We start from the raw sequence: 19,534 nt of genomic DNA, 5'->3' as shown, positions 1-19,534 counted from the left end.
CCGCTCGACCACGCCAAACCCCCGCTGCAAGCCTTCTGAGGTAACCCCCGCCCCCCCACACCGCAACCCCCGCCCGCAGGACCATGAGTATTTGGGCAAAGCGCAAAGGACAGGAGGCGCCCCCCTTTGCGCTTTGCCGCAATACTCTCCGGGGGTCCGGGGGTGGAAAACCCCCGGCCGCCTGCGAAAAGCGCGCCCTTTGTCGCGCCGTCACTGTGTCCCGCCGGACTCACCCGCCCCGCTTCGCGCTTTTGCCGGGACGACAGCGGCAAAAATCGGCTATAATGGAGTACAAAACAAGAAACGGGGCGGAGCAGCACCTGATGATCGATCCCGATACCCGCGACCGCATTCTGGCAGAGCCCGAGGCTTTGCTGGACGATATTGCCGTGATGCAGGCGCTGATCGGCGCAAATGAGCGGGCGATGGGCTCCAATATCGTCGACCTGCGCGGCATCGCGATGGAGCGGCTGGAACAGCGGCTTGACCGGCTGGAAGATACCCACCGCACCGTGATCGCCGCGGCTTATGAAAACCTCGCCGGCACCAATCAGGTCCACCGTGCCATCCTGCAAGTCCTTGACCCGGCAGACTTCCCCGGCTTCCTCACCGCTTTGGAAGGCCCGATTGCCGCCACCCTGCGCGTTGAAAAGATTCGCCTTGTCCTTGAAACCAAGGCCGAAGGCGATGAGGCCATCAGCCGCCTCTCCGGCGCCATCCACCTCGCCCCGGCCGGATTTGTCGCCGATTACCTGTCGGGCGGGCGCGGCACGCCGACGAAATCGGTGCTGCTGCGCCAGGTCCAACCGGCGTCCGAGGCGCTCTACGGCGACCGTGCCGGCTGGATCCAGTCCGAGGCGCTTCTGAAGCTCGACCTCGGCCCCGGCCGTCTGCCCGGCCTGCTGGCCTTGGGCGCCGAGGACCCGCACCAGTTCAAGCCGACCCATGGCACCGACCTTCTGGCCTTCTTCGCCGGGGTCTTCGAACGCGTGATGCGCAAATGGCTGGGGTGACCGCCTTCTCCCCCGCCTTGTCGGATGCGCTGGTCCGCTGGCTCGACCATCTGCGCGCGATCAAGGGCGCTTCGCCCAAGACGATCGAAGCCTATTCCCGCGATCTGCGCGGATTCCTCCTTTTCATTTCCGAACATCACGGCGGGGAAGGCGGGCTGTCTTCGCTGGATTCCTTGCCACAAACCGATCTTCGGGCCTGGATGGCGGCAGAGCGGGGCAGGGGGCTCTCGGCGCGGTCGCTGGCGCGGTCTTTGTCGGCCGTGAAGAACTTCCTCGGCTGGCTCGCCGAACAGCGCGGCTTTGATGCGACCACGGTCCTGTCGGCCCGCGGCCCGAAATACCGCCGCAAACTGCCGCGCCCCCTGACGCTGGACGGCGCCCGCGAGGTCATCGCCGACATCGGCGCCTATGCCGCGCAAGACTGGATCGGCGCTCGCGATATCGCGGTCGCAACCCTGCTCTATGCCTGCGGCCTGCGGATATCCGAGGCTTTGAACCTCACCGGCGCCGTCCATCCCTTGCCCGATGTCCTGCGCATCCGTGGCAAGGGCGACAAGGACCGCTTGGTGCCCGTCCTGCCCGTGGCCAAAGAAGCGGTCGCCGACTACCTCCGCCTCTGCCCCTATCCGGTCGAACGCGATGCCCCCCTGTTTCGCGGCGCACGCGGTGGCCCGCTCAACCCCCGCCTGATCGCCCGCGCAATGGAGCAGGCGCGGATGCGCCTCGGCCTGCCAGCGACCGCCACGCCCCACGCGCTCCGCCATTCCTTCGCGACCCATCTTCTCGCCGCCGGCGGCGATCTGCGCGCCATTCAGGAACTGCTCGGCCATGCCTCGCTGTCCACGACCCAGGCCTATACCGCCGTCGACGCCGCCCGCCTGATGGAGGTCTACGACCAGGCCCATCCCCGCGCCTGAAAGCCGGGGACGATGCCTCGAATGCCGCGCACTTTTCGGCGGCGGAGCATTCCTATGAAAGGTTTTGGCAAGAATTTGCGGCCAACCTGGACGCGGCCCGATCTTGGGCCCGCTCCAGAAGGAACATGGCATGTTCAATGCCCTCTCCGGCAGCGGCAATGCCGCCAGCCTGATCGCCCTCTTCACCGGGAAGCGGGACAAGACGCAGACCGATGATGCGCCCCGGACGGCGGAGCGTCCGCCTGACCCAAGGCCACCGCCCGCACCCCCGGGCGGCAATGGCGCCTCGATGCAGGCGCTGGTCGCTGCAATGATGCAGGCGCTGACCGGCGACAAGGCCTCCGCCACGGCGGACGACTCCAAAGCCTCGCCCTCGTCGGCGGACGCCGCAGCCTCCGCCACACAGCCAACCGATGCCGACTCGCCCGCCGGCGTGCTCGCCGCGCTGCTGTCGGCGATCGACACCGATGGCGATGGCACGCTCAGCCCCGGGGAGATGAACGCCGCCGCGGAAACCCTGCAAAACCTCGCCCCAACCGGCCCACCCGACGCCGAAGTTCCCACCCCGACGGACACCACGGCCGCGCAAAAGACCGCACCCATGCGGTCGATGTCCCAGGCGTTTTTCGAGGCTTTGGCCCAGCAGGCGGGTCCCTCCAGCCGCCTGACGACCGGCAATCCGCCAGGGGGAAGGGGGCTTTACACGTCGCAAATCGCGGCCTGACCGCGCCTTTTGCGCGGCCCTGACGGCGATGAGACCCACCGCGCGCTTGCAAGATCGGGCCATTTCGGCCATCAACGCGCCATGAACATTCGCTTTAAAGCCTTGGCTGTCCACCTTCTCACCGCGACAGGATCCGTCCTGTCGATGTTGGCCATGCTGGCCGCTGTCGATGGCAAGTGGAGCCTGATGTTCCTCTGGCTCGTCGTGGCGCTGGTCGTTGACGGCATCGACGGCCCCCTGGCGCGGCGCTATGACACCCGCAAGAACTGGCCGCTTTACGACGGGGTTCTGCTCGACCTCATCGTCGATTACCTGACTTACGTCTTCATCCCGGCCTATGCGCTGTTCACCAAGGGCCTCTTGCCCGGCTGGACCGGCTGGATCGCGATTCTGGTGATCACCTATGGATCGGTGATCTATTTCGCCGACACGCGGATGAAGACCAAGGACAAGAGCTTTTCCGGCTTCCCGGCCTGCTGGAACATGGTGGTCCTGGTGCTTTTCGCGGTCGACCCGCCGCAGATGGTGGTGCTGTTCATCGTCATCGCCCTGACGGTCGCGATGTTCCTCAACCTCAAATTCGTCCACCCGACGCGGACGCCGCGCTGGCACCGGGTCAATCTGGCCGCCGCCATCCTCTGGCTCGCCTTCGCCGCCCAGGCCGCCTGGGTGAATTTCAACGAGGGGCTTTTCGTCCACTGGGGCCTGATCCTGTCCTCGCTCTACCTGACCTTCGCCGGCATCGCGCAGCAGATCTTCCCCGAGAAGACCTCAGACCGCATCGCTTAGGGCTCAAAGCCGCGTCATCACCACGCCCGCCACGATGACCAGGGCGGCCAGGGCCTTGGCGCCGCTGATCCTTTCCTTGAAGAACAGCCAGCCGATGCCCACCGCGAACAGGATCGAGGTCTCGCGCAAGGCCGCCACCAGCGCGATCGGCGCGACCGTCATCGCCCAGACCGAAATGCCATAGGCCGCATAGGACGCCGCCGCCGCCAGCAGCCCCGCGCTCCACGGTCCCCGCGTCCGCGGCAGGATCGCAAGGCCCTTCCAGGCCAGGATGCCACCCGCGAAAAACCCGCCATCCGCGATGAAAACCCAGGCCACATAGGCCACCGGATCCCCCGCCACCCGCGCGCCATGCCCGTCGATCAGCGTGTAAAGCGCCGTCGCACAGGCCGAGCCGAGCGCAAAGGGAATGAGCCGCCGGTTCTCGCCGCCAAAAAGTACGCCGCCGGCCATCAGCAAGATGCCAAAGCCCAGCACCATGACGCCGCCAAACTGCATCAGGCTCAAAGGCTCGGCCAGAAAGGCGGTCGAGACCAGCCCCACGATCAAAGGCGCCGCCCCGCGCGCCAAGGGGTAGACCCGGCTCAGATCGCCGCGCGCATAGGCAAAAGTCAGAAAGAGCTTGTAAAAGAAATGCGTCGCCCCCGAGGCCAGCACCCAGGGCATCACCTCCCAGGCCGGCAGCTTGCAGAAGAAAGCCACCGCCAGCCCGATCGGCACCTCGCCCAAGGACAGGATCACCGTGGCCCCGAGCCGCGAGGTCCCGGTCTTGATCAGCGAGTTCCACAGGGCATGCAGCAGCGCCGATCCCAGAACAGCCAGCAATACGGTCAGGCTCACGCGCGTCTCCGTTTAAAACCGAAGGACCAAAGCCCGCCCTGTCGCAAATCTGTTACAGAAGCCCCGGTCCCGCAGCAAGCCGCCCCCCGATCTGGCCTTGCCCAAGCCGCGCCTCTGGTCCTATCCGATTTGCGCTTTGCCCAAATACTCCCGCGCGGCGCGCAGCCTGAGCCGGTTGGCCGCAGGCCAGAGGCGAGGATAAGACTTGCGCCGCCAGGCGCGCCTCATGCTTCAGGTGCCGCGCGGCTTGGCCCGCAGCGTGGGCTCGGCCTCGGTCGGGTCCTCCGGCCAGGGATGGCGCGGATATTGCCCGCGCATGTCCTTGCGCACATCGCTGTAGGAGGAGCGCCAGAAGCCCGGAATATCCATCGTCACCTGAATGGGCTTCTGCCCCGGCGACAAAAGCGTCACCCGCAAGGGCATCTGCCGCGCCCCCACCACCGGGTGGCGCGTGACGCCAAACATCTCCTGCAGGCGGATCTCGATCCCCGGCACCTCGCCGTCATAATCAATCGGCACCTTGCGCCCCAAAGGCGTCTCGAAACTCGCCGGCGCCAGCCGGTCCATCTCGGCCTGTTGCTCCCAGGTCAGACGCGCCTTCAAGGCCTCGGTCAGGTCCAGCCCTTTCAGATCGGCCTCGCTGCGCACCTTGGTCAGGTAGGGCAAAAGCCAGGCCCCATCCGCCAGCAAAGCCGCATCGGTCACCTCCGGCCAGCCCGCGCCCCGGGCGAGCGCCATCCGCGCCCGCAACCGCCGCGCCTGCGGCGTCCAGGGCAGGCCGAGCTGCCGCAGCCCCTCAAAGGCCGCCAAGGCGAGGGCCTCGGGCGTCGCCTCCCAAGGCCGTTCGTCCAGCACCAGGGCGCCCAGAACCTCCTGCCGCCGTGCCATCACCCTTCCATCTCGCCGCGACCATTCACAGACCTCGCGCCAATGGATCGCCTCGCCCTGCACCGCCCGCAGCTCGGCCTCGGAAAGCGCCACCGCCTGCCGCACCAGGGCCTCGCGCGGGTCGCCGTCCAGATCGGTGGCCACGATCAGCCTTGCGCCCGACAAGGGCGTGCCCGGCGCCATCGCGGCCCCCTTGCCTCCCGACAGGATCCAGCGCGGCGCCTCGCCTTTGCGGCGCAACCCAATCCGGTCGGGATAGGCCAGCGCCGCCATCTGCCCGAGCGTCAGGCCCGGCAGCGCGGCCTCCTGCCGGGGCAGGGCCCGGGTCAGGCGCCGTGTCTCCTGCCGGATCCGGTCCAGCACCGGGCGCGAGGCGGGCCAGGGATGGTCCGCCTCATAGCCGCGCAGATCGCGTATCGCCTTGATCCGCAAGGCAAGATCGGCCGGCGCCCCGCGCAGGGGGTCGCGTTCCTCCAGCAATGCCGCGAGGTCGGCAGCCGAAGGCCCGGCCAGCATCAGCATATGGGCAAGCCTTGGATGCAGGGGCAGGGCGGCCAAGGCGCGGCCGTGGTCGGTGATCCGCCCGCCCGCCAGCGCGCCAAGCCCCTCCAGCAGCGCCCGCGCCTCGGCCAAGGGCCCGGGCGGCGGCGGGGTCAGAAAGGCCAGATCGTCGCTGCCCCAAAGCGCCAGTTCCAGCGCCAGCCCGGTCAGATCCGCCGCCTCGATCTCGGCCGGCGGATGGCTCGCCAGCCCGCCCTCCTCGCCCTTGGTCCAAAGCCGGTAGCAGATGCCCTCCGCCACCCGCCCGGCCCGCCCCCGGCGCTGCTCCGCCTCGGCCTTGGTCACCCTTTCGGTCACCAGCCGCGACATGCCGGAGGCAGCATCAAACCGCGCCCGACGCGCCCGCCCGCCATCCACGACGATGCGGATATCGGGCAGGGTCAGCGAGGTTTCCGCGATCGCGGTCGCCAGCACCACCCGCCGCCCCGCAACCGGCCCCAATGCCGCGCGCTGGGCGGCAAATTCCATCGCCCCGAACAGGGGCAGGACGACCGAGCCCGGCACCCGCCCCGCCAAAGCCGCCTCGACCCGCCGAATCTCGCCCTCGCCGGGCAGAAAGGCCAGAAGCCCGCCCTCCGGCACCTCCTCCAAAGCGGTCAATATCTGCCCCGCCATCACGGCCTCGAACCGCGCCGAGGCATCGGGGCTGCGCCCCAGCCAGCGCGTCTCGACCGCAAAGGCCCGCCCGGCCGAGGTCACCACGGGCGCGCCCCCCATCAGCCTTGCGACCGGTTCGGCATCCAAAGTCGCCGACATGACGATCAGCGCCAGATCCTCGCGCAAGGCGCCCCGGATCTCCAGACACAGCGCCAGCCCCAGATCGGCCTGCAGACTCCGCTCGTGGAATTCGTCAAAGATCACCGCCCCGATGCCCGGCAGCTCGGGATCGGACTGGATCATCCGGGTCAGAATCCCCTCCGTCACCACCTCGATCCGTGTCGCCGCCGACACCTTGGCCTCGCCGCGGATCCGGTAGCCCACCCTGCCGCCCACCGCCTCGCCCAAAGTCTCCGCCATCCGCTCCGCCGCCGCCCGCGCGGCAAGCCGGCGCGGCTCCAGCAACAGGATCCTGCCCGCGATCAACCCCGCGTCCAGCAGATCCAGCGGCACCCGCGTCGTCTTGCCCGCCCCCGGCGGCGCCTGCAACACCACCATGCCCCGCGCCGCCACAGCCGCGCGGACCTCTGGCAACACATCATCAATCGGCAAGGGGGAGGACACGACGCTCATCCCCCCTTATCCCCGCACCGGCGCAGCACCTCAACCCCCCAGCATGGGCCTGCGGCCGCCACGGCCGGAGGGTTTCACACCCTCCGGACCTCCCGTGGAGTATTTGTCCAAAGCGCAAGGGAAAGACTCCACCTTGCCCTTGCCCTCTGCCCAAATACTCCCGCCGGAGGCTTCTGCCCGCCCCGCCCGCGCGAGGTCTCGGACCGCCCGCAGGTCACACATCTTGCGCCCCCGCCCCGCTTGCGGGGAGGGCCGGGGAGGGGGGGCCGGCGGCCGCAGGCCCAACCCCGGCGGCCGCAGGCCCAACCCCGGCGGCCGCAGGCCCAACCCCGGCGGCCGCAGGCCCAATCCTGACGCAAGCAAAGGCTGCGACATCGGGGGCAATCCGCCCCTCTGGCCAATCCCAGCCCCATCGGGCAAGGTCGCCGGACGGGAGGCGCTCATGGACGTGCAGGAACTGGCAGGATCGGTCAAGGCGGGCGACAGGCGGGCGCTGGCGCGGGCCATCACCCTGGTCGAAAGCGGGCGGGCCGATCACCGGGCGCAGGCGCTGGCGCTGATCGGCGCGCTGGGGCAGGGCCGGCAGGCGCTGCGCCTCGGGCTCTCGGGCACGCCGGGCGTCGGCAAATCCTCTTTCATCGAAAGCTTCGGCCTGATGCTGACCGGGCAGGGGCTGCGGGTCGCGGTTCTGGCCGTCGACCCCTCCTCGGCGCGCACCGGCGGTTCGATCCTCGGCGACAAGACGCGGATGGAGCGGCTGTCGCGCGACCCTTTGGCCTTCATCCGCCCGAGCCCGAGCCGCACCGAGCTTGGCGGCGTCGCCCGCCGCACCCGCGAGGCGGTGGCGCTGTGTGAGGCGGCGGGCTTCGACGTCATCCTGATCGAGACGGTCGGCGTCGGCCAATCGGAAACCGTGGTGGCGCAGCTTTGCGATGTCTTCCTTCTGCTCCTCGCCCCGGCCGGCGGCGACGAATTGCAGGGCGTCAAGCGCGGCATCATGGAGATGGCCGACCTCCTGCTGATCAACAAGGCCGATGGCGCGCTTCTGCCCACCGCCAACCGAACCTTGGCCGAATATGCCGGCGCCCTGCGCCTTTTGCGGCACCGCCCGCAGGACCCGGAGGGCTATCCCGCCGCCCTCACCGTCTCGGCCCTGGAAAACCGCGGATTGCCGGAAACCTGGGCCGCGATCCGCCACCTCGCCGACTGGCGCCGCGCCAACGGGCATTTCGCCCGGACCCGCGCCGAACAATCCCGCCACTGGTTCGCCGAGGAGGTCCGCCAGGGCCTGCTCGCAGCCCTGAGCCGCGAGCCGGCCAGGGGCTTGATGCAAAGCCTCGGCGATCAGGTGGAGCAGGGCACCCGGACGCCCGAAGCCGCGGCGGCCGAGCTTTTACACCTGCTCGGGCGCTGAAAGCCGCGCCAGGAGGCGGGCCAGGGTCGCGGCTTCCTCCCGGCTCAGACGCGCCTCGACGCTTGCCGCCAGCACCGCAGCATAGATGGGCCACATCCGCGCCCGCACCGCGCGGCCTTCCGGCGTCAACGCCAGAACCTGGCCCCGCCCATCGGTTTCGCAAGCCTGCCGCGTGACATAACCCGCCTTCTCCAGCCGATCGACCAGCCGCGACAGCCCGTATTGCGGCAGCAAAAGCCGGTCCTGCAGCGCCAGGGGCCGGATGCCCTCGGGCGCCTTCTCGATCTCCCAGAGCACATCGTACCAGCCAAGGGGCGGCAGGCCCGCGTCTTTGAACGCCGCCTCCACCGCCGCGGTGACGGCAGAACTGGCGCGGTGCAGGCGGGTCCAGACGGCGGTGGTGGTGGGAGAGAGCTCGGTCATGCGCCCCCGATACCACATAGATGCATCTGCATCAAGATTGACTCCAGGGCGCATCGCGCCGATATAGATGCAACTGCAAGCAGAATCGGAGACCCCATGCCCCAGCCCCACACCCCACCCGCCCTGACCCTGATCAGCCATCCGCTCTGCCCCTATGTGCAGCGCGCCGCCATCGCCCTGACCGAAAAGGGCCTGCCCTTCACACGCCGCGACATCGACCTTGCCGCCAAGCCCGACTGGTTTCTGGCGCTCTCCCCCTTGGGCAAGACGCCGGTCCTTCTGGCCGGCGATACCGCCATCTTCGAATCCGCGGTGATTCTGGAATATCTGGAGGAGGTGGCGCCCCGGCCCCTGCACCCCGCCGACCCGCTGGCAAGGGCGCGCCATCGCGGCTGGATCGAATATGCCTCGGCCACGCTGACCGATATCGCGGGGCTCTATTCCGCCGATGCCGCAAGCTTCCTCGACCGTCTGGCGCGCCTGACCGCAAGGCTCGCCCGTCTGGAGGACCAGATCGAGGGCCCGTTCTTTGCCGGTGGCTTCAGCCTGGTTGACGCGGCCTTTGCCCCGGTTTTCCGCTATTTCGCGGTGTTTTCGGCCCTGGACCTGCCGCAAGCCCTGCCGGATCTGCCCCGCCTGGCCGCGTGGCAGCGCGCTTTGGCCCTGCGGCCCTCGGTTGCGGCGGCGGTGGGCAGGGATTATCCTGAACGCCTGGCCGCCTTCCTGAGGGCGCGCCCGTCGTATCTGGGGGAATTGGCCCGGGCGTCGCAAAAGCGTCATCCCGCTGCGCTGGCGGGGTGAATATCGCAGGTGAATCGCTTGACGCCGCCGGGAAAGCGCCTTACACGCCACAAATCGAATTCGGACGCCGCCCCTTTGGCGGTGCTCTGTCGTCTTGACACACGAAGGAACACCACAATGTCGCGCGTCTGCGAACTCTCGGGCAAGGGCCCGATGTCTGGCAACAAGATCAGCCATGCCAACAACAAGACCCGTCGGCGCTTTCTGCCGAACCTGAACGAAGTCACCCTGATTTCGGACAGCCTGGGTCGCAGCTTCCAGCTGCGGATCTCCGCAGCGGCGCTCCGCTCGGTGGATCACCGCGGTGGCCTGGATGCTTTCCTGCTGAAAGCCAAGGATGACGAGCTGTCCTCGGACGCGCTGGCCATCAAGAAAGAAGTCGTCAAGGCGCAAGTCGCCGCCTGATCTTCTGGCCTGTCTTTGAAGCCCCGGTGCCGGCAAGGCGCCGGGGTTTTCGCTTTTGCGCGGGGGAGGCAAAGCCTGCCGCGCGATATGGACAGGATGCGCGCTTGGCTGTAGGTCAGCGCCATGCGCGCCCTGATCGCCCTTGTCCTCTCGCTTTTGCTGGCCCTTGCGAGCCAGACCGAGGCCGTGGCCCGGTCCGAGATGGCCGGCGCGCAGGATCAGGTGCTTTGCGGCGCCTATGGCGCGGTCGCGGTGACGTTGGATGCGACCGGCCACCGGATTGCCGCGCATCCCTGCACCCATTGCCTTGCCGCCTCTGCCGTCATGGCCGATCTGGCCAGCCCGGCGGCCCTGCCGATGGCCCCGGCGCGTTTCGTCGTCCTGCATCCGGCCAGCCGGGCGCAGATGGTTCTGCAACCTCTGACCCGGCCGATGGCCCGGGGGCCGCCGCGCTTCCTCGTCTGAAATATCACCCTTTTCAGCTCATGAGGACAGAATGAAACACCTCCGCCTTGCCGCCCGTGCCGTGGCGCTCTTCACAGGGACGCTTTTCGCCGTGGCGCTTCCCGCCGCAGCCCATAATGGCGTCCATATCATCGACCCCTATGCCCGGGTGATCGGCCCCTCGGGGGCGGCCTATTTCCGGCTTCTGAACAACGAATTGACCGATGAGGTCCTGCTTTCGGCCACCAGCCCCGACGCCGGGATGGTAATGCTGATGCACTCCGCCGCCGATGCCAATGGCGTCATGCAGATGAAGGACCAGCCCGAGGGCTTTGCCGTCAAGGCGCAGGAAGAACTTGTCCTCGGCAGTTCGGGCAGCCATGTCATGCTGATGGGTCTGACCCATCCGATCAAGGCGGGCGACATGATCACGCTGGTCCTGACCTTCAAGAACGTGGGCGAGGTCACCGTGACCCTGCCCGTCGACAACAAAAGGGTCGCAGACCCCGGCAGCGAGGCCACCGCCCATGACGCGGCCTCGCATGATGCAGCCTCGCACTAGGACGCCATGACCCCGTTTCACCTGATCCCCGAAGCAATGTCGCCCGCCGAATGCGCGGCCCTGGTGGATCTTTGTGCGGCGGGGCCCTTGCGCGATGCCGGATTGGTGCGCCAGACCACGGCGCACCAGATCCGCCGGGCCGAGCTCTCCTGGCTCGACGATCTCCCCGAGGCCGCCTGGGTGATGGACCGCATGATCCGCCTGGTGGCCGAGGCCAACCGCGAAAGCTTCGGCTTCGCGCTGGACGAATTCGCCGAAAGCCCGCAAGTCGCCCGCTATGGCGCCGAACGCGAGGGCCATTTCGACTGGCACTCCGACATCGGCGCCGGGGCGCTGGCCGCCAAACGCAAGCTGACCATTGTAGTCCAGCTCTCCCCGCCCGAAGATTATACCGGCGGCACGCTGGAACTGCGCCCCGACAGCAACATCCGCGAAGCGCCGCGCAGCCAGGGCACGGCGATCCTGTTCCCCAGCTTCGTGCTGCACCGCGTGACCCCGGTCACTGCGGGCACGCGCTGGTCTCTCACCCTCTGGTCGCACGGCCCCGCCTTCCGCTGATTCGAATTTTCTGCGAAAATTCCCGCCCGCCCCACCGCACCGCCCCCAAATTTTCGCAGAAAATTTTAACCTGCCACCCTTCCGAATTTTCGCAGAAAATTCGCGCCCGCCCCATCCGAATTTTCGTCGAAAATTCGTGTACCACCCGAGGACACATGAGCAAGCCATCCGCCCCGACCGACCGCACCCGCCTGCGCCGCATGGCGGGGAAGGGGGCGCATGACCGGGCCACGATCGACGCCATCCTCGACGCCGGTCCGGTGGCCCATGTCGGTTATGTGGTTGCGGGCGCGCCCCATGTCACGCCCACGTTGCAATGGCGGATCGGGGATCACGTCTACTGGCACGGCTCGGCCGCCAGCCGCTTTCTGCGCGCCATCGACGGCGCACCAGTCTGCCTGACCGTGACGCTGACCGACGGGCTGGTGCTGGCGCGCTCCGGCTTCGAACATTCGGTCAACTTCCGTTCGGTCGTGCTCTTTGGCGCGGCCCATGTCGTCAGCGACAAGGACGAGAAGGAAAGCCATCTCAAGGCGATGATGGATCAGATGTTCCCGGGCCGCTGGCCACAGCTGCGCCCGATGACCGCGCAAGAGCTGAAGGCCACCGCGATCCTGACCATGCGCATCGACGAGGCCTCGGCCAAGGTCGCCGCCGCGATGCCCGAGGACCCGCCGGAGGATCGCAGCTGGCCGGTCTGGGCCGGCATCGTGCCGCTCGTCACCACGCAAGGCACGCCAGAGCCAGCGCCCGACTGCCCGCCGGGCCTCGCCCTGCCTGAGGTGAAGTTCGGCTGACCCTCAGCCCTGCGCCGTTTCAGCCCGTGCAGGCCTGCTTGGCCTGGTTGCCAAAGGTCACATAGCGGCTCCAGAAGGCATCATCCTGGGCCGAGCGCGACATGCGGACCTTTTGCGCCTTGTCGGGGTCCTTGAAGAACGAGGCCGCCAGCCGCTGATCCGACCCGCCCAGCGTCACATCCGCCACCTGCTGGATGCAGGTGCAGAGCGAGCGGTTGGCCGAGCTGCGGTTTGATTTCATGCAGGCGTTTTCAATCGGCCCGGCCGAGGCAACCCCGGCCATGCAAAACAGCGAAAGGGCGGCGAAACCGGCCCCGAAAAGGAACTTGCGCATCATACTGCCTCTATCCGCAAGGTCGGGAATACCCCGCCTCGGTGGTTTTTCTTGCAAGCATGTTACCGATTCGAAAGGGATTTTTCAACCCTGACAGGGGTTTGTGCGGGATTTCGCCGCAAGCCCCGCCCGATCCCCTACAAACTGTGGCCCGGGCGGCAGCCGCCCCAAGAGCTTGAGGCGGGCGGGGCAGGGGCCCCGGCCCGCCCGCCTGTCTCAGATGGCCGACCAGCCGCCATCCACCACCAGATTGCCGGCCCGCATGTAGGCCGATTCCGCACTTGCCAGATACAGCGCGGCCTGCGCCATCTCGGTGGGCTGGGCGGCGCGTCCTGCCGGCACCTGGGCCACAAATCCCGCCACCGCCGCGTCCGGCATCCCCATCTTGCCGAAGATCGGCGTCTCGGTCATGCCCGGCGACAGGACATTGACCCGGATCCCGCGCGGCGCCAGTTCCTGCGTCCAGCTTCGCGCCAGCGAACGTACCGCCGCCTTGGTCGCCGCATAGATGCTGCCGCCCGGCAGCGCCTTGTCCGACACCGCCGAGCCGGTCAGGATGACCGAGGCCTTGTCGCTCAGATGCGGCAGCGCCGTCTGCACCGTGATCACCACGCCGTTGATGTTGATGCCCAGAAGCTCGGCCAGATGCACATCGTCAATCGCCTCCAGCGGCGACAGCGGCGCAACGCCCGCATTGGCGAAGACCACGTCGATGCCGCCAAAGGCCGCGACCACCTGCGCCACCGCCGCCGCCATCTCGGCACGCGAGGTGACATCGGCCCGCAGGGCCAGCACCCCCGCGCCGAGCTCATGCCCCGCCGCAGCCACCCGCGCCGCCGATTGCCCGGTGATGGCGACCTTGGCCCCCTCGGCCAGGAACAGCCGCGCCGTCTCCAACCCGATGCCGGTGGTGCCGCCGGTGATCAGCACGCGTTTATCCTGAAGTTTGCCCATGATCCGTCCTTTTCCCGCGCCCTGTTTTGCGCTATATCTGTACCAGGCGGTAATTAATACCGATCGGTACAGATATAGTCAACGGCCCACCCCTGGGTCCGGGAAAAAAAGAGCCAGCCATGTCCGCGCCCCGGGGTCGCCCCCGTTCCTTCGACGATGACGCCACGCTGAACTGCGTGCTGGATGTGTTTTGGAAACAAGGGTTTCTGGGCACGTCCCTCGTCGATCTCTGTGCTGCGACCGGGCTCAACAAGCCCAGCCTTTACGGCGCTTTCGGCAACAAGGAGGCGCTGTTTCTGGCCGCGCTCGACCGCTACAACCAGCTTTACGTTGCCCCGCCGATCCGCGCGATGGAGGCGGAGCCGGATGCCAAAGCCGCCCTGCGCCTTTACCTGCGCGCCGCGATTCGCCGGATGGCGCAGCCCGAACTGCCGGCAGGTTGCCTGTTGATGACCAATCTGGCCGCCTCCGGCAGCGATGATCTGCCCGACATGATCGGCGCCAGGATGAAAGAGCTGGCGCAGGCCTCGCGCCAGGCGATCGACGCCCGGCTCCGCCGCGCCGTGGCCGAGGGCCAGTTTCCGCAAACCGCCGATGCCAAGGCCTTTGGCGATTTCATCGAGGCCACCCTCTTCGGCATCGCCTCGATGGCGCAGGGCGGTGCGGCCATCGCGGCGCTGGATCTGGTGGTCGATACCGCCATGCAGGCCTGGCCCCGGGCTTAGGCCCCGAAAGCCCCGGATTTTCAGGCCCGAAGCGGGTTCCATCCCCCCTTTCCCGCTCCCCGGCTTCCGGCTATACGCGGGCGCATGACCCAGCTTGACCTCATCCGCAACTTCTCCATCGTGGCCCATATCGACCACGGCAAATCCACCCTCGCCGACCGGTTGATCCAGTCAACCGGCACGGTCAAGGACCGTGACATGAAGGCCCAGCTGCTCGACTCGATGGATATCGAGCGCGAGCGCGGCATCACGATCAAGGCCAACACGGTGCGGATCGACTACAAGGCCAATGACGGCAAGACCTATGTCCTGAACCTGATCGACACCCCCGGCCACGTCGACTTCGGCTATGAGGTCTCCCGCTCGATGCGCGCGGTCGAAGGCTCCCTCTTGGTGGTGGATGCGAGCCAGGGGGTCGAGGCGCAGACGCTGGCCAATGTCTATCAGGCGCTGGACGCCGGGCACGAAATCGTCCCGGTCCTGAACAAGATCGACCTTCCCGCCGCCGAACCCGAGCGGGTCAAGCAGCAGATCGAAGACGTCATCGGCCTCGACGCCTCCGACGCCGTCCTCATCTCGGCCAAATCCGGCATCGGCATCCCCGATGTGCTGGAGGCGATCGTCACCCGCCTGCCGCCGCCGAAAGGCGACCGCGACGCGCCGCTGAAAGCCATGCTGGTCGACAGCTGGTATGATGCCTACCTCGGCGTCGTCACCATGATCCGCGTCATGGATGGCGTGGTCCGCAAAGGCGACCGGATCCGGATGATGCAGACCAATGCCGTCTATGGCATTGAAAAGCTTGCCGTCCTGAAGCCGCAGATGGTCGACATCGCCGAACTTGGCCCGGGCGAGATCGGCATCTTCACCGCCCAGATCAAGCAGGTCCGCGACACCCGCGTCGGCGACACCGTCACCCATGAACGCAAGGGCACGACCGAACCGCTCCCCGGCTTCAAACCCGCGCAGCCCGTCGTCTTCTGCGGCCTCTTCCCCGTCGATGCCGCCCAGTTCGAAGACCTGCGCGAGGCGATCGAGAAGCTATCCCTCAACGACGCCTCCTTCTCGACCGAGATGGAAACCTCTGCGGCCCTGGGCTTCGGCTTCCGCTGCGGCTTCCTCGGCCTCCTCCACCTCGAAGTCATCCGCGACCGGCTGGAGCGCGAGTACAACCTCGACCTCATCACCACCGCGCCTTCGGTGGTCTTCCACCTCTACATGAAGGACGGCGAGGTGCGCTCGCTGCACAACCCCGCCGACATGCCCGACCTCACCTTCGTCGACCATATCGAGGAGCCGCGGATCAAGGCCACGATCCTGGTTCCCGACACCTATCTCGGCGATATCCTGAAGCTCTGCCAGGACCGCCGCGGCATCCAGATGGACCTCTCCTACGCCGGCAACCGCGCCATGGTCGTCTATGACCTGCCGCTCGCCGAGGTGGTCTTCGACTTCTACGACCGGCTGAAATCGGTCTCCCAGGGCTATGCCAGCTTCGATTACGTCCTGTCGGAATACCGCGAGGATTTTCTGGTCAAGATGTCGATCCTGGTCAATGACGAGCCGGTCGACGCCCTGTCCATGATGGTCCACCGCGACCGGGCCGAGATGCGCGGCCGCGCCATGGTGGAAAAGCTGAAAGAGCTGATCCCCCGCCACATGTTCAAGATCCCGATCCAGGCCGCCATCGGCTCCCGCGTCATCGCGCGCGAGACGCTGAGTGCCATGCGCAAGGACGTGACCGCCAAATGCTACGGCGGCGACGCGAGCCGCAAGAAAAAGCTGCTGGAGAAGCAGAAAGAGGGCAAGAAGCGGATGCGCCAGTTCGGGAAGGTCGAGATCCCGCAGGAGGCGTTTATTTCGGCGTTGAAGATGGATAGTTGAGGAATTGGAGAAGAAATTTGTATAGCGCCAAAGTCTTGCCAGTCATGATAGCGTCACCTTCGGATGTTCAAGAAGAACGCGCCATCATCTCGCAACTGATTTACGAATGGAACCACACGGAATCCTTTCACAAACAGATTGTGGTTCTGCCGATTTCTTGGACAACGCATTCTGCGCCGGAGCTTGGTGCTGCACCGCAGGACCAAATTAACGAGCGTTTGGTTGACAGGTGCGATGTTCTTGTTGGAATATTCTGGACAAAGTTGGGTAGCCCGACTTCAAAAGAAATTAGTGGCTCCGTCGAAGAGATCAAGCGGCACCATGCGGCAGGAAAGCCTGCGCTAGTCTATTTTTGTCGTAAGCCAATTGCGCCTCAGTCGATTGATCTTGCTCAGTGGGAGAAGCGGGAGGAGTTTAGAAAATGGTGCGAGCCGAGGGGCCTCTATCAGGAATTTGATAATGCCGCGGAATTGAAAGACCTCTTTAGTCGACAGTTTAAGATTTGCCTGAATGAGAATGATTATATCCAAAGTATTACGGCGCAGGTGCCCGCCGTTGAATCCGCGGATGATAAAGAGCTACGGAAAGTCACTATAAACGAAGATGCCGCGCGCCTGCTTAGAAAAGCCAGCGATTCGCGGGACGGATTTATTCTGTGGCGTGATTACATTGGAGGCTGGTCCTTGTCCGCCGGTGGTGAGGAAATTGCCAAGAATGGTGATCCGAGAGCCCAAGCGAAATGGAGGGCTCATGTTGAAAAGCTCGAAGAGTTCGGGTTAATTAAGGAAACAAAGTTCGGATCGGGCATATTTCAGGTGACCAACGAAGGGTATGAAGCAATCGAGCGAAATCCGGAGATATAATATACTCGATAGCTAATTCGATTTCTGAAAAAGTTCGTCGCGCGGCCCGATTTGACCCGCGTCAAATCGGGCCGCGCCTGCCTGCCCCCGGCAGGCGCGTTGCGCCCGCCCAGGCAGGCGCGCCCCGATTTCCATCGCTCCGGTTTGCGGCACATCCCCTCTTGGCCTCCGGCTTTCAGCCTCCGGCCAAGGGGCCGGGTGACCTGCCACTGGCAGGTCCCCTGATCGGCCCCGGGTCGCCCCGGACTCCGCTCTCGCAAGGCGCCGCAGGGGGCGGGGGCTCAGGCATTCGGCCACAGTTTGCCGCGTTGTGCCCCGCGCAGGGAACCCTCTGCTCCGCGCCGCGTTGATCTGCACATTCCAAAGGAGTTTGCCATGTCCCTGCGTCGCGCCACCCCCCTCATCGCCCTTGTGGTCGTTCTGGCCTTGTCTGCTTGTGAAACCATGAAAGGCGCGGGACGGGATCTTCAAGGCGCGGGGCAGACCGTCACCCAAAGCGCCGATCAGGTGCAAGGCGACATGTAATGGCGCCGGGTGCGTGATCTCACGCACCCAATCGCTTCGCCTCAGTTCGCCGCCTTCTGCGCCTCGTTGGTGACGACCTGGCCGGCGGAGGTCACGTCGCGGCCGGCGCCTTCGATGGTTTCGCAGGCGGTGGTGGCGAGCAGGGCGGTCAGGCACAGAAGCGGCAGGATGAAGCGCATGGGAAATCTCCTTGGGCTCGCAGGATGCGAGGCTGGAACCAGCCTATAGACCTCGCCCGCCGCGCCGCACTGATCTGCATCAGTTTTCGCCCGCAGGTTCCGCCCTTTAGCGCAGGCGCAGCCAGTCCTTCGGGTCGCCCTTCATCCCGGTTTCGGCATTGCGGCGCTGCAGTTCCTCGGCCATGCGGGCGCGGGCCTTGGCGGGGGGCGGCGGGCCGTCGTCCGCCCACTCCTCGCCCAGGCTGTGCGCCGTCGCCCCGAAGCAGGGCTTGGCGCCGTCATGCAGCTCCTCGCGCTTGCGGTAATGCGCCAGGGTTTCGGCGCCCTTGATCACCCCGGCGAGGCGGGCATGCATGTAGCTTTTCAGGACATTGTTGATGCGCGGCCCATAGCCTTCGCCCATCGACTTGAAGAATTTCACCACATCGGCATCAAGCCGCAGGTTGACCTTGAGGCCGGGCGCAGAGGGCGTCTCGCGCGCGATCTGGTGCCATTCCTCGGGGATGCGGGTGGTGGTTTCGATCGTGTTGTGCAGGTCCCATTCCAGACGGCGCATCACGTCCATCATGTAGGTGTAGTGCCTGGTCTGGGTCGCGGTCTGGTGTTTGAGATCGGTCATGCTGCCCTCCGGATTGCAGGATAGGCGGGGCTGGTTAACCAAACTTGAGCGGGGCGGGCGTAGAGACGGAAAGAAGACCGAAGGAAGACGCGGGCAAGACCTTGGGGAGTTCTTAACCGAAAATTAACCGGCACATGAGGATATGGCGCCATGGGCATGATATTCCTCATCCTTCTTCTGGCGGCTTGTGACGCCAGCCCCGCGCCGCAGATGATCGGCGCGCAAAGTGTTAAGGTCACGGTCGATGGCCGCGATTATACCGTGTGGCGGCAGGGCTCGGCGTTCGAAGTGGTGCGCCACGGCTGGGCTTCCCGGGCCGATCAGCCGCAGATCAAGGAGACGATGCTGCAGGTGGTGCGCCAGGTGACAGGCTGTAATCCCCTGCCAACTCAAGGGGATAGCGGCGAGATCCGGGGCAGGCTCAGCTCTTGTCGATGAACAGCTTCCAGCCGGCATAGGCGCCTGCGGCGCCAAACATCAGGCCCCACATCGGCTCGTTGTTCCAGAACTCGAAAGCGCCCCAGGCGAGGGGGAGGGCGGTGGTCAGCACCCGCACCCAAGTCTTTGCAAACATGGGGTGTTTTGCGTCAAGGAAGGGTTTGCGCTGTCTCATGTCGGGCTCTCCTGCGTGGCAAACCGGTCCGCCGGGTGCCACGGCAATGTAAGGCCTGACGCCGCCGATGCCAAGCTTGCCCGATGCCTCCGCGGGGGCTAGGCTGACGAAAAGGGAGGCCGCCATGACCAAGATCTCAGCCGATTTCCACGGGCAGACCGTGATCACCACCTTCGAGACCACCCCCGGCCACTGCGCCGATCTGCTGGACGAGCTGAACGCGGCCTATGATGCCTTTATCCGCCATCAGCAGGGGTTCATCTCGGCGGGCCTGCATGTGAACGACGCCCAGACCCGGATCGCCAATTACTCGCAATGGCAGAAGCGCGAGGACTTCATGCAGATGCTGCGCACCCCCGAAATGCGTGAGCGGAACCGCCGGATTGCGGCGCTGTGCTCGCGCTTCGAGCCAGTGATGTATGAGGTCGCCGCGGCGTTTTAGCTGCTGTTTCAAAGGGATGGCGGCGCCTGC

25 protein-coding genes are annotated in these 19,534 nt (G+C 66.3%); 17 read left to right on the top strand and 8 right to left on the bottom strand.

Features of this window, described 5'->3' with window-relative positions:
* The first annotated feature begins 323 nt into the window (after window positions 1-323).
* The 4 genes from AC1DVR_RS06850 (at window position 324) to AC1DVR_RS06835 (ending at window position 3,443) form a co-directional block, all read left to right on the top strand.
* Complete coding sequence (locus AC1DVR_RS06850) at window positions 324-1,013, top strand: DUF484 family protein (protein ID WP_477999793.1); 690 nt, start codon at window positions 324-326, stop codon at window positions 1,011-1,013.
* Complete coding sequence (locus AC1DVR_RS06845; protein ID WP_477999792.1) at window positions 1,001-1,930, top strand: tyrosine recombinase XerC; 930 nt, start codon at window positions 1,001-1,003, stop codon at window positions 1,928-1,930. Before AC1DVR_RS06850 ends, AC1DVR_RS06845 begins: the two co-directional genes overlap by 13 nt.
* 130 nt (window positions 1,931-2,060) lie before the next feature.
* The gene (locus tag AC1DVR_RS06840; RefSeq protein ID WP_477999791.1) at window positions 2,061-2,654 is read left to right on the top strand and encodes a hypothetical protein; all 594 of its coding nucleotides are present in this window, start codon (window positions 2,061-2,063) and stop codon (window positions 2,652-2,654) included.
* A gap of 81 nt (window positions 2,655-2,735) precedes the next feature.
* Window positions 2,736-3,443, top strand: a complete 708-nt coding sequence (locus AC1DVR_RS06835) for a CDP-alcohol phosphatidyltransferase family protein (RefSeq protein ID WP_477999790.1) — start codon at window positions 2,736-2,738, stop codon at window positions 3,441-3,443.
* A 3-nt stretch (window positions 3,444-3,446) separates the two neighbouring features.
* On the opposite strand, the gene AC1DVR_RS06830 is transcribed toward AC1DVR_RS06835, so the two are convergent.
* Complete coding sequence (locus AC1DVR_RS06830) at window positions 3,447-4,283, bottom strand: EamA family transporter (RefSeq protein ID WP_477999789.1); 837 nt, start codon at window positions 4,281-4,283, stop codon at window positions 3,447-3,449.
* A 231-nt stretch (window positions 4,284-4,514) separates the two neighbouring features.
* Window positions 4,515-6,953, bottom strand: a complete 2,439-nt coding sequence (hrpB, locus tag AC1DVR_RS06825) for an ATP-dependent helicase HrpB (protein WP_477999997.1) — start codon at window positions 6,951-6,953, stop codon at window positions 4,515-4,517.
* A 451-nt stretch (window positions 6,954-7,404) separates the two neighbouring features.
* Here hrpB and meaB point away from each other — a divergent pair, with 451 nt between their 5' ends.
* Window positions 7,405-8,376, top strand: a complete 972-nt coding sequence (gene meaB / locus AC1DVR_RS06820; RefSeq protein WP_477999788.1) for a methylmalonyl Co-A mutase-associated GTPase MeaB — start codon at window positions 7,405-7,407, stop codon at window positions 8,374-8,376.
* Here the strand turns inward: meaB and AC1DVR_RS06815 are convergent.
* On the bottom strand, window positions 8,356-8,799 hold the full coding sequence (locus AC1DVR_RS06815; RefSeq protein WP_477999787.1) for a MarR family winged helix-turn-helix transcriptional regulator: 444 nt from the start codon (window positions 8,797-8,799) through the stop codon (window positions 8,356-8,358). The genes meaB and AC1DVR_RS06815 overlap by 21 nt on opposite strands.
* 96 nt (window positions 8,800-8,895) lie before the next feature.
* Here AC1DVR_RS06815 and AC1DVR_RS06810 point away from each other — a divergent pair, with 96 nt between their 5' ends.
* The 6 genes from AC1DVR_RS06810 (at window position 8,896) to AC1DVR_RS06785 (ending at window position 12,366) form a co-directional block, all read left to right on the top strand.
* A complete protein-coding gene (locus tag AC1DVR_RS06810) occupies window positions 8,896-9,600 on the top strand; it encodes a glutathione S-transferase family protein (RefSeq protein WP_477999786.1) in 705 nt (234 codons plus the stop codon).
* 117 nt (window positions 9,601-9,717) lie between these two features.
* Window positions 9,718-10,005, top strand: coding sequence for a 50S ribosomal protein L28 (gene rpmB, locus AC1DVR_RS06805; RefSeq protein ID WP_477999785.1), 288 nt, complete (start codon window positions 9,718-9,720; stop codon window positions 10,003-10,005).
* Between the two features lie 123 nt (window positions 10,006-10,128).
* Window positions 10,129-10,470, top strand: a complete 342-nt coding sequence (locus AC1DVR_RS06800; protein ID WP_477999784.1) for a hypothetical protein — start codon at window positions 10,129-10,131, stop codon at window positions 10,468-10,470.
* A 31-nt stretch (window positions 10,471-10,501) separates the two neighbouring features.
* The gene (locus tag AC1DVR_RS06795) at window positions 10,502-11,011 is read left to right on the top strand and encodes a copper chaperone PCu(A)C (RefSeq protein WP_477999783.1); all 510 of its coding nucleotides are present in this window, start codon (window positions 10,502-10,504) and stop codon (window positions 11,009-11,011) included.
* Window positions 11,012-11,017: 6 nt separating this feature from the next.
* A complete protein-coding gene (locus AC1DVR_RS06790; protein WP_477999782.1) occupies window positions 11,018-11,569 on the top strand; it encodes a 2OG-Fe(II) oxygenase in 552 nt (183 codons plus the stop codon).
* A 155-nt stretch (window positions 11,570-11,724) separates the two neighbouring features.
* Window positions 11,725-12,366: a pyridoxamine 5'-phosphate oxidase family protein gene (locus AC1DVR_RS06785; RefSeq protein ID WP_477999781.1), complete on the top strand. Its 642-nt coding sequence runs from the start codon at window positions 11,725-11,727 to the stop codon at window positions 12,364-12,366.
* 19 nt (window positions 12,367-12,385) lie between these two features.
* Here AC1DVR_RS06785 and AC1DVR_RS06780 read toward each other — a convergent pair whose 3' ends face one another.
* Together AC1DVR_RS06780 and AC1DVR_RS06775 are read right to left on the bottom strand one after the other, a co-directional pair.
* Window positions 12,386-12,700 carry a hypothetical protein gene (locus tag AC1DVR_RS06780; protein ID WP_477999780.1) on the bottom strand — a complete coding sequence of 105 codons (315 nt, stop codon included), beginning with the start codon at window positions 12,698-12,700 and terminating at the stop codon, window positions 12,386-12,388.
* Between the two features lie 216 nt (window positions 12,701-12,916).
* Window positions 12,917-13,654 (bottom strand): SDR family oxidoreductase, encoded by a 738-nt coding sequence (locus AC1DVR_RS06775; RefSeq protein WP_477999779.1) that lies wholly within the window; start codon window positions 13,652-13,654, stop codon window positions 12,917-12,919.
* Window positions 13,655-13,773: 119 nt separating this feature from the next.
* Here AC1DVR_RS06775 and AC1DVR_RS06770 point away from each other — a divergent pair, with 119 nt between their 5' ends.
* The 4 genes from AC1DVR_RS06770 (at window position 13,774) to AC1DVR_RS06755 (ending at window position 17,651) form a co-directional block, all read left to right on the top strand.
* Window positions 13,774-14,379, top strand: coding sequence for a TetR/AcrR family transcriptional regulator (locus AC1DVR_RS06770; protein WP_477999778.1), 606 nt, complete (start codon window positions 13,774-13,776; stop codon window positions 14,377-14,379).
* Between the two features lie 84 nt (window positions 14,380-14,463).
* Window positions 14,464-16,263: a translation elongation factor 4 gene (gene lepA, locus AC1DVR_RS06765; RefSeq protein WP_477999777.1), complete on the top strand. Its 1,800-nt coding sequence runs from the start codon at window positions 14,464-14,466 to the stop codon at window positions 16,261-16,263.
* A 17-nt stretch (window positions 16,264-16,280) separates the two neighbouring features.
* On the top strand, window positions 16,281-17,126 hold the full coding sequence (locus tag AC1DVR_RS06760) for a DUF4062 domain-containing protein (protein ID WP_477999776.1): 846 nt from the start codon (window positions 16,281-16,283) through the stop codon (window positions 17,124-17,126).
* Window positions 17,127-17,501: 375 nt separating this feature from the next.
* Complete coding sequence (locus tag AC1DVR_RS06755) at window positions 17,502-17,651, top strand: entericidin A/B family lipoprotein (RefSeq protein WP_477999775.1); 150 nt, start codon at window positions 17,502-17,504, stop codon at window positions 17,649-17,651.
* A gap of 41 nt (window positions 17,652-17,692) precedes the next feature.
* Here the strand turns inward: AC1DVR_RS06755 and AC1DVR_RS06750 are convergent, their stop codons facing one another.
* On the bottom strand, window positions 17,693-17,830 hold the full coding sequence (locus AC1DVR_RS06750) for an entericidin A/B family lipoprotein (protein ID WP_477999774.1): 138 nt from the start codon (window positions 17,828-17,830) through the stop codon (window positions 17,693-17,695).
* Between the two features lie 106 nt (window positions 17,831-17,936).
* Window positions 17,937-18,449 (bottom strand): BrnA antitoxin family protein, encoded by a 513-nt coding sequence (locus tag AC1DVR_RS06745; RefSeq protein ID WP_477999773.1) that lies wholly within the window; start codon window positions 18,447-18,449, stop codon window positions 17,937-17,939.
* 150 nt (window positions 18,450-18,599) lie between these two features.
* Here AC1DVR_RS06745 and AC1DVR_RS06740 point away from each other — a divergent pair, with 150 nt between their 5' ends.
* Window positions 18,600-18,887: a hypothetical protein gene (locus tag AC1DVR_RS06740; protein ID WP_477999772.1), complete on the top strand. Its 288-nt coding sequence runs from the start codon at window positions 18,600-18,602 to the stop codon at window positions 18,885-18,887.
* On the opposite strand, the gene AC1DVR_RS06735 is transcribed toward AC1DVR_RS06740, so the two are convergent.
* The gene (locus AC1DVR_RS06735; protein ID WP_477999771.1) at window positions 18,871-19,062 is read right to left on the bottom strand and encodes a hypothetical protein; all 192 of its coding nucleotides are present in this window, start codon (window positions 19,060-19,062) and stop codon (window positions 18,871-18,873) included. The genes AC1DVR_RS06740 and AC1DVR_RS06735 overlap by 17 nt on opposite strands.
* Window positions 19,063-19,186: 124 nt before the next feature.
* Between AC1DVR_RS06735 and AC1DVR_RS06730 the strand changes: the two genes are divergently transcribed.
* Window positions 19,187-19,504, top strand: a complete 318-nt coding sequence (locus AC1DVR_RS06730; RefSeq protein ID WP_477999770.1) for an antibiotic biosynthesis monooxygenase family protein — start codon at window positions 19,187-19,189, stop codon at window positions 19,502-19,504.
* The last annotated feature ends 30 nt before the right edge of the window (window positions 19,505-19,534 follow it).

The organism is Rhodobacter sp. P2_H5, assembly GCF_056403335.1.
This window is presented reverse-complemented; position numbering and strand designations above follow the sequence as displayed.